This is a genomic window from Nocardia sp. NPDC127606, from assembly GCF_042671725.1.
Lineage (GTDB): Bacteria > Actinomycetota > Actinomycetes > Mycobacteriales > Mycobacteriaceae > Nocardia.
The window spans coordinates 138,550-145,935 of record NZ_JBHXWQ010000011.1 but is presented as its reverse complement, the minus strand read 5'-3'; the positions used below and the strand labels follow the sequence as shown (position 1 = coordinate 145,935).

At 67.5% G+C, this 7,386-nt stretch carries 4 protein-coding genes and 1 pseudogene; all 5 read left to right on the top strand.

All coding sequences use genetic code 11. The features are described from left to right. Positions 1-161: 161 nt before the first annotated feature. The 5 genes and pseudogenes from ACFVJ5_RS32995 (at position 162) to polA (ending at position 7,261) form a co-directional block, all read left to right on the top strand. A complete protein-coding gene (locus tag ACFVJ5_RS32995) occupies positions 162-1,199 on the top strand; it encodes a branched-chain amino acid ABC transporter permease (RefSeq protein ID WP_379226248.1) in 1,038 nt (345 codons plus the stop codon). Further along, positions 1,196-2,620: a branched-chain amino acid ABC transporter permease gene (locus tag ACFVJ5_RS32990; protein ID WP_379226246.1), complete on the top strand. Its 1,425-nt coding sequence runs from the start codon at positions 1,196-1,198 to the stop codon at positions 2,618-2,620. The genes ACFVJ5_RS32995 and ACFVJ5_RS32990 overlap by 4 nt, the downstream gene beginning before the upstream one ends. After that, a pseudogene (locus ACFVJ5_RS32985) lies at positions 2,617-3,525 on the top strand (ABC transporter ATP-binding protein); the annotation flags it as partial. The gene ACFVJ5_RS32990 and the pseudogene ACFVJ5_RS32985, both read left to right, overlap by 4 nt. 189 nt (positions 3,526-3,714) lie before the next feature. Beyond that, a complete protein-coding gene (locus ACFVJ5_RS32980; protein WP_379226406.1) occupies positions 3,715-4,410 on the top strand; it encodes an ABC transporter ATP-binding protein in 696 nt (231 codons plus the stop codon). 121 nt (positions 4,411-4,531) lie between these two features. After that, positions 4,532-7,261 carry a DNA polymerase I gene (gene polA / locus ACFVJ5_RS32975; protein ID WP_379226244.1) on the top strand — a complete coding sequence of 910 codons (2,730 nt, stop codon included), beginning with the start codon at positions 4,532-4,534 and terminating at the stop codon, positions 7,259-7,261. Positions 7,262-7,386 lie beyond the last annotated feature (125 nt).

Sequence of the window (7,386 nt, the reverse complement as noted above, 5' to 3'; positions counted from 1 at the left end):
CCGCGGTCGCCCCCCCCGGTACGGGGGGGGGTGCCCGCCCCCCCACACAAACACCAAGATTTTTAAGAACACCTTGATCTTGGCGGGTGGGGGGGGGCGGGGGGGGGGGGGGGGGGCCCCCCCCCCCCCCCCCCCACCGCTCGCCTGACGCGAGAGTAATCATGACATCAGCGGCTTCGCTCGGTGTGACCCTGTTGGCCGAGGGGTCCATCGATTTCAACATTTCCGGGGTGATCGACCAGTTCTGGAAATTGACCGTGGACGGTCTCACCTACGGCTCGATCTACGCCCTGGTGGCGGTCGGCTACACGCTGGTCTACGGCGTGCTTCGACTGATCAACTTCGCCCACTCCGAGATCTTCATGCTCGGCATGTTCGGCACCTATGTGGGACTGGAACTGCTCGGCTTCGCGCCCAGCGGCAACGTGTACTCCCAGGGTGTCCTGCTCACAGTCCTCTACCTGGGCTTGGCGATGCTGTTCGGCATGCTCGTCTCGGGCATCGCGGCGGTGGGGCTCGAACGAGTCGCCTACCGGCCGCTGCGCAAGCGCGGCGCGAAACCGCTGGCCTTCCTGATCACCGCGATCGGCATGTCGTTCGTGATCCAGGAGTTCGTGCACTACATCCTGCCCAAGATCAAGCCGGGTCTCGGCGGCTCCAACGCCCAGACCGGTATCCGGCTCGTGGAGCCGAAGGTGCAGTTCAGCTTCCTCGGCGCGCAGGTCACCAATGTGGCGCTGGTGATCATCGCCGCGGCCGTCGTGCTCGCGATCACCACCGAAATCGTCATCAACAGAACCAAATTCGGACGCGCCATCCGCGCGGTCGCCCAGGACCCCGACACCGCCACCCTGATGGGTGTCTCGCGCGAGCGGGTCATCGTGTTGACGTTCCTCATCGGCGGTCTGCTGGCAGGCGCGGCCGCGATGTTGTACACGCTCTACATTCCCACCGGCATCATCTTCTCCGGCGGTTTCATCCTCGGTATCAAGGCGTTCAGCGCCGCGGTGCTCGGTGGCATCGGCAACCTGCGGGGCGCGCTGCTCGGCGGGTTGATCCTCGGCATCGCCGAGCAGTACGGACAGATCCTGTTCGGCACCGAATGGCGTGACGTGGTCGCGTTCGTGCTGCTGGTGACCGTGCTGATGTTCCGGCCGACCGGCATCCTCGGCGAGAGCCTGGGGAGGGCACGCGCATGACAGACCTGACGAAAACCCCGAAAGCACCTGTCGCGCAGCAGGATCGACGTGGCATCGGCGACGCGATCCGGGTCTGGTGGGACGGGCTCTCGCGTCCGGCCCAGTGGGCCGTCGGCGTGCCGATCATCGCCTTGCTGGCGCTGATGCCGCTGTTCCCGCCCCCGCTGCTCGACACTCCGGGCGTGAGCTTCGGCGGTGTGATGGCGCAGTTCGCGATGTACGCGCTGATCGCCATCGGCTTGAACGTGGTGGTCGGCCAGGCCGGCCTGCTCGACCTCGGCTATGTCGGTTTCTATGCCGTCGGCGCCTACACGGTCGGCCTGCTGACCAGCCCGAACAGCCCGTGGAACCAAACCGACGGCGGCTGGCTGCAACCCGGCTGGGCGTGGGTGGCCTGTCTGCCGATCGCGATCGCGCTGACCGCGCTCGCGGGCCTGATCCTCGGGGCGCCGACCCTGCGGCTGCGCGGTGACTACCTCGCGATCGTGACGCTGGGCTTCGGTGAGATCGTCCGGCTGATGGCCGACAACCTGGGCGACCTGACCAACGGCAGCCTCGGGCTGTCCAAGATCGCCTACCCCGCCGTCGGCGAGTCCGAGGCGCACCCCGGTGGCTTCTTCTCCCCGGGCAACCTCGGCGACACCAGCAGCTGGAATCCCTTCCAGCGGGCGAGCAACGGCACCTGGTGGTTCTGGCTCGGTATGGTCTTCGTGATCGTGGTGCTGCTGATCATCGGCAACCTCGAGCGCAGCCGGGTCGGGCGCTCCTGGGTCGCCATCCGCGAAGACGAGGACGCCGCCGAGATCATGGGCGTGCCGACGTTCAAGTTCAAGCTGTGGGCGTTCGTGATCGGCGCCTCGGTCGGCGGTCTGTCCGGCGCGATGTACGCCGGTCAGGTCACCTACGTCAACCCCAAACAGTTCGACATCATCTTGTCGATGTTGTTCCTGTGCGCGGTGGTGCTCGGTGGTTCGGGCAACAAGCTCGGCGTGATCGTCGGCGCGTTCCTCATCGCCTACCTGCCGATGCGGTTGCAGTCGGTGCAGCTGGTGTCCAGCGAGTCGACCGGTTACCTGTTGCTCGGCCTCGATATCGCGCTGCTGATCGGGCTGTGGTTGCTGTGGCGGTGGAAGAAGGACGTGCTGGCCGCGTGGGTCCGGCGGACGGTGATCGGCGTGGCGATCGTCGCGGTGATCCTCGGCTTGCTGCTGTTCGGCAGCGTGTTGCTGTTCCGTCCGGGCGGCGCCCAGAACCTCGGTGACCTGAAGTACCTCTACTTCGGCATCGCGCTCGTGGTGATGATGATTCTGCGGCCACAGGGTCTGTTCCCGGTGCGGCAGAAACTGCTCGCCTACGGCAGACAGGTGTACCAGGCGGTCGTGCGCAAGCCGGCGGCCGAATCGATCGGAGCAGGGCAATGACGGGGCCGGGCGCGGGAGACGCGCTGTACGACAACGAAGACATGAAGGCCGGCTACCGGCCGCCGCCCGAGGTCGAGCCGACGGGCGAGGTCGACGTCACCGCGGTGCTGCCCGAACTCGCCGATGCCGAGACCGTCGCCGAGGTGGTCGCGCCGCATCGCGAGATCGAGACCGCGGTGGGCGAGCCCCTGCTGCGCACCGACGGTCTGACCGTCAAGTTCGGCGGTCTGACCGCGTTGGACGGGGTCAGTTTCGAGATCCGCCGCGGCGAGATCCTCGGCCTGATCGGCCCCAACGGCGCGGGCAAGACCACTTGCTTCAACGCGATCACCGGCGTCTACAAGCCCTCAGCGGGCAGCGTGCACTTCGACGGTCAGCCGCTGGCCAAGACCAAGCGCAACGAGATCACCCGGATGGGTATCGCGCGCACGTTCCAGAACGTGCGGCTGTTCGGCGAGATGACGGCGCTGGAGAACGTGGTCGTCGGCACCGACGCCCGCCACACCACCTCGGTGCCCGGCGCGGTGTTCCGTACGCCCAAGTTCAAGCGCGAGGAGCGTGATGCCATCGAACGCGGCATGGCGCTGCTCGAGTTCGTCGGCATCGCGCCGCGCGCGGTGGAGAAGGCCCGCAATCTGTCCTACGGCGATCAGCGCAGGCTCGAGATCGCGCGGGCGCTGGCCACCGAGCCCAAGCTGCTGTGTCTCGACGAGCCGGCTGCTGGTTTCAATCCCAGCGAGAAGTCGGCGCTGATGGATCTGATCCGCAAGATCCGCGACGACGGCTACACCGTGCTGCTCATCGAGCACGACATGCGCCTGGTGATGGGTGTGACCGACCGGATCGTGGTCCTGGAGTTCGGGCGCAAGATCGCCGACGGCCTGCCCACCGAGGTGCGCGAGGACCCGGCGGTGATCGCGGCCTACCTCGGCGTGCCCGACGCGGACACGATCGAGGAGGTCCGCGAGGGATCGGTCGCCGCCGCGGAGGAGGGCGCGACCCCGACGCCGGTGGCGGACGCCGTGGCGGTGCGGCCGCGAGACGAGCCGGAGGCGGTGGTCGAGACCGAGACGCCGCTGCTCGAGGTCCAGGACATGGTCGTGAACTATGGCCGGATCGAAGCGCTGCACGGCATTTCGCTCTCGGTCGCCCAGGGCGAACTGGTGACTCTGCTCGGCGCCAACGGCGCGGGCAAGACCACCACCATGCGGGCGATGTCGGGCCTGCTGCCGCTCACCTCGGGCCGAATCCTGTTCCAGGGCAAAGACATCACCACCATGAAAGCCCACGATCGGGTAGTCGAGGGTCTCATCCAGGCGCCGGAGGGTCGCGGTGTCTTCCCGGGTATGACGGTCGCGGAGAACCTCGACATGGGTTGCTACGGTAGGCCTTTCGAGAAGAAGACCGAGTACCAGCAGACGCTGGACTGGGTCTTCGAACTGTTCCCCCGCCTGGCCGAACGCCGCAAGCAGGTCGGCGGCACGATGTCGGGCGGTGAACAGCAGATGCTCGCCATCGGCCGCGCCCTCATGGCCCGGCCGAAGCTGCTGCTGCTCGACGAACCCTCGATGGGTCTGGCCCCCATGGTGATCCAGCAGATCTTCCGGATCATCAGCGAGATCAACCGCCAGGGCACCACCGTGCTGCTGGTGGAACAGAACGCCCAACAGGCTCTGACCCGCAGTGATCGCGCCTACATCCTCGAAACCGGCGAGGTCACCAAGTCGGGCCCCGGTGGTGCGTTGCTCACCGACCCGGCGGTGATGTCGGCCTACCTCGGCGTCGACTGATCCCTTCTCGGCACAGCCCGGCCCCCTGGTGCGCTCACTTCGAGCGCAGCGGGGGGCCGTTCCGCTTTCGGGGTGCGAGCCGCCACGGTTCCTGTCGGTGGGGGTGCCTAGACTCTGTCGGGTGAGTTCACCGACGACTGCGCAGGCATCGACTACGACCACTGCCCCCGACGAGCGGCCTACGCTGCTGCTCCTGGACGGGCATTCGATCGCCTATCGCGCGTTCTTCGCGCTACCGGCGGAGAACTTCAAGACCGTCACGGGTCAGACCACCAACGCGGTGTACGGATTCACCTCGATGCTGATCAATCTGTTGCGCGACGAGAAGCCGAGCCATGTGGCCGCGGCGTTCGACGTGTCGCGCAAGACTTTCCGCACCGAGGCGTACCCGGAGTACAAGGCCAACCGCAGCGCCACCCCCGACGAGTTCCGAGGGCAGGTCGAACTCACCAAGGACGTGCTCGGCGCGATGGGCATTCCGGTGATGGCCATCGACGGCTACGAGGCCGACGATGTGATCGCCACCCTCACCACCCAGGCGATGGCCCAGGGCTACCGGGTCCTCATCGTCACCGGCGACCGCGACGCGATCCAGCTGGTCAACGACGACGTCACCGTGCTCTACCCGAAGAAGGGCGTCTCGGATCTCACCCGCTTCACCCCGGCCGAGGTGGAGACCAAGTACGGCCTCACCCCCGCCCAGTATCCCGACTACGCGGCCCTGCGCGGCGACCCGAGCGACAATCTGCCCGGCATTCCCGGTGTGGGGGAGAAGACCGCCGCCAAGTGGATCCGCGAATACGGTGACCTCGCCACCCTGGTCGACCGCGTCGATCAGGTGAAGGGCAAGGTCGGCGACTCCCTGCGGGCGAACCTGTCGAGTGTGGTGCTCAACCGCCAGCTCACCGAGATGGTGCGCGAGGTGCCGCTGCCCTACACCCCCGACCAGCTGATCAAGGCGCCGTGGGACCGCGACAAGATCCACCAGCTCTTCGACGACCTCGAGTTCCGGGTGCTGCGCGACCGGCTGTTCGACACCCTCGGTTCCCCCGAGCCGGAGGCCGAGTCGGGTTTCGAGATCAGCGGTGGCGCCCTCGATCAGGGGGCGGTCGCCGACTGGCTGGCCGAACACGCGAAACCCGGTGCGCGCCATGGCCTCTCGATCGTCGGGACCGGAACGCCGGTACACGGTGACGCGCGGGCACTGGCGATCGCCGCCGCCGACGGCGAGGGCGGCTACATCGACCTGACCGTCCTCACCCCCGAGGACGAGACGGCACTGGCCACCTGGCTGGCCGATCCCGCGGTGCCCAAGGCGCTGCACGAGGCCAAGTCCGCCGGGCACGCACTGCGCGGGCGTGGCTTCACCCTGGGCGGTCTCACCACCGACACCGCCCTGTCGGCCTACCTGGTCCGCCCCGGCCAGCGCAGCTTCAACCTCGACGACCTGTCGCTGCGCTACCTCAAGCGCGAACTGCGGGTCGAGACCGGCGACACGGGCCAGCTCTCCCTGCTCGACGACGAGGACACCGTCGCCGCCGATATCGCCCGCGAGGAGATGTTGCGCGCCCGCGCGGTCGCGGACCTGGCCGTCGCCCTGGACACCGAACTCGAAGCCATCGAATCGACCCCGCTGCTCACGGAGATGGAACTGCCGCTGCTCGGGGTGCTCGGTCAGCTCGAGGAAGCGGGCATCGCGGTCGACGTCGCCCAGCTGGAGAACCTCCAGCAGCAGTTCGCCGACCGCGTCACCGAGGCCGCGAACTCCGCGTACGAGGTGATCGGCAAGCAGATCAACCTCGGCTCGCCCAAGCAGTTGCAGGTGGTGCTGTTCGACGAGCTCGACATGCCGAAGACCAAGCGCACCAAGACCGGCTACACCACCGACGCCGACGCGCTGGAATCGCTGTTCGAGAAGACCGGCCACGCGTTCCTGGAACACCTGCTGGCCCACCGCGACGCGACCCGGCTCAAGGTGACCGTCGACGGCCTGCTCAAGTCGGTCTCCGACGACGGCCGCGTGCACACCACGTTCAACCAGACCATCGCCGCCACCGGTCGCCTCTCCTCGACCGAGCCGAACCTGCAGAACATCCCGATCCGCACCGACACCGGCCGCCAGATCCGCGACACCTTCGTCGTCGGTCCGGGTTTCGCCGAACTCATGACCGCCGACTACAGCCAGATCGAGATGCGCATCATGGCGCACCTGTCCGGGGACGCGGGCCTGATCGAGGCCTTCAATTCCGGCGAGGACCTGCACACCTTCGTCGCGTCGAAGGCCTTCGACATCCCGATCGCGGAGGTGAGCTCCGAGCTGCGCCGCCGGATCAAGGCCATGTCCTACGGTCTCGCCTACGGTCTGAGTTCCTACGGCTTGAGCGCCCAGCTCAAGATCAGTACGACCGAGGCCAAAGAGCAGATGGACGTGTACTTCGACCGCTTCGGCGGCATCCGCGACTACCTGTCCGATGTCGTCGACCAGGCCCGCAAGGTCGGCTACACCCAAACCCTGTTCGGCCGCAGGCGTTACCTGCCCGACCTGGATTCCAGTAACCGTCAGCGCCGTGAATCCGCCGAGCGGATGGCGCTGAACGCGCCGATCCAGGGCACCGCCGCCGACATCATCAAGGTCGCGATGATCAACGTGCAGAATGCGATCCGCGAAGCGGGCCTGCGCTCGCGGATGCTGCTGCAGATCCACGACGAACTCGTCTTCGAGGTCGCCGACGGCGAACGCGAAGCCCTCGAAGCCCTTGCACGCGAACAGATGTCGGCCGCGATCGACCTCTCGGTCCCGCTCACCGTCTCGGTCGGCACCGGCCGGAGCTGGGATTCGGCCGCGCACTGAGTCGGTCCGCACAGCACGAGGGGCGGCCCCCCCCCCCGGGGGGGGCCCCCCCGGGGGGGGGGGGGACCCGGCGTTAGCCGTTTGCGGGACAACCGGCAAGGCGCTCGAGGATAAGGTAGGGCCCG